The organism is Microbacterium sp. BF1 (assembly GCF_019279095.1).
Lineage (GTDB): Bacteria > Actinomycetota > Actinomycetes > Actinomycetales > Microbacteriaceae > Microbacterium > Microbacterium maritypicum.
In genome coordinates this window covers 1-1595 of record NZ_JAGYWT010000546.1, presented here as the reverse complement: position 1 = coordinate 1595, position 1595 = coordinate 1, and the positions used below count along the sequence as shown (strand labels likewise).

The following is a 1595-nucleotide window of genomic DNA, read 5'->3' as shown; positions in this document are numbered from 1 at the left end:
CCCTGGTCGACACGGCCGGTGACGCGTTCACGGACACCTCGGGCGCGCTCGGCAGCGGGGTGGACGCCGCGAACACACTGAAGTCCACTCTGCAGACGGCGGCACAGTCGCTCGCCGATGCCCTCGCGGCGACCTCGAACAGCTACGACGCCGTGGGGCAGCGCATCGATGAGTTGTACGCCGCGGGCGACACGCTCAGCGGCGCCCAGGTGCAGGCGATCACCACACTCGCCGAGCGTGTGCAGCAGCAGGCCGATCAGTACGCGGCGCTCAAGAACACGCTGGAGACCGAGGTCGGACCGAACCTGCCGGAATCCGCGCAATCCGACTTCGACGCCCTGATCAGCCGGCTCGACGAGGCGATCGCGCGGCAGCAGGCTCTGCAGGATCGCCTCCAGACGGCGGCGACCGACATCGCCGCCGGCAATGACGCGGCGCAGAGCTCCCACCAGGAGATCTCCGCCGCCATCGCCGAGGCCAAGAAGGCGCTCGCCGATGCACGGAGCACCTACGACAACGGCCTGAAGGCGCAGCTGAGTTCGCTGTCGACGACTCTCTCCCAGATCGGGTCCGATGTCTCGGCGATCCGCTCCGACCTGTCCGGCATCACCTCGGGCCTGTCCGGTGCCTCCGATTCCGTGCTGTCCACGCTGTCGCGCGCTCAGGAGGCCACGACGCAGCTGTCGGCATCGCTGAACACGATGGCCGACAGGTTCGACGCCGTCCAGCAGTCGATCGCGAAGGCCGCCGACACCGGCGACCTCAGCGAACTGACCGGCGCCGACCCCGGTGTGCTCGCCACGTCTCTCGCCGAGCCGGTGCGCCTCGACCGCACCGCGGTCTTCCCCGTGGCGGGATTCGGTGCGGCCATGGCGCCGCTGTACATGATCCTCGCGCTCTGGGTGGGCGCGCTTCTGATGACCGTGACCATCCGCGTGGATGTGAACGCCGAGACGCTCCCCGACCGCCCTGAGCTCACACCGACGCAGAAGTACCTCGGCCGCTACGGCATCTTCGGGCTGGTCGGTCTCGCACAGAGCACGCTGCTGACCCTCGGGCTGATCCTCTTCGTCCAGGTCGAACCCGCGCATCCGCTTCTGCTGATCCTGGCGGGGTGGGCGATCTCGACCGTGTTCACACTCATCGTGTACACCGCGGTGGTCGCTTTCGGCAATGCGGGCAAAGCGCTCTCGGTGCTGCTCCTGGTGATCCAGATCTCGGGCTCGGGCGGCGCGTACCCGCTGCAGCTGCTGCCCGACTGGTTCCAGAGCATCAGTCCGTTCCTTCCCGCGACCTACGCGGTGAACATGGTGAGGTCGGCGATCGCCGGCGTCTATCAGGCCGACTTCTGGTGGGCGCTGGGTGCACTCGCGCTGTTCATCATCCCGGCACTGCTCCTCGGGCTCGTGCTGCGGCGCCCCCTGATGACGTACAACCGCAAGCTGGTCGAAGCCCTCGCGTCGACCAAGCTGATGTCCTGATCCCCGCGACTCCGCGAAAGGGTCCGAAGTGACCGCACCGAATCCGCCGCGTCGACGCGACGCCCTGGCCAACCGCGAGGCCCTGCTGCGCGCGGCGCAGTCGGTGCTCGCGAG

The 1595-nt window shown here is 68.5% G+C and carries 1 protein-coding gene; it reads left to right on the top strand.

Annotated elements, in window-relative coordinates; all coding sequences use genetic code 11:
* Positions 1–1481, top strand: a 1481-nt coding sequence (locus KZA10_RS14645; RefSeq protein ID WP_218683251.1) for a YhgE/Pip domain-containing protein, incomplete at its 5' end; no start/stop codon positions are given.
* Positions 1482–1595 lie beyond the last annotated feature (114 nt).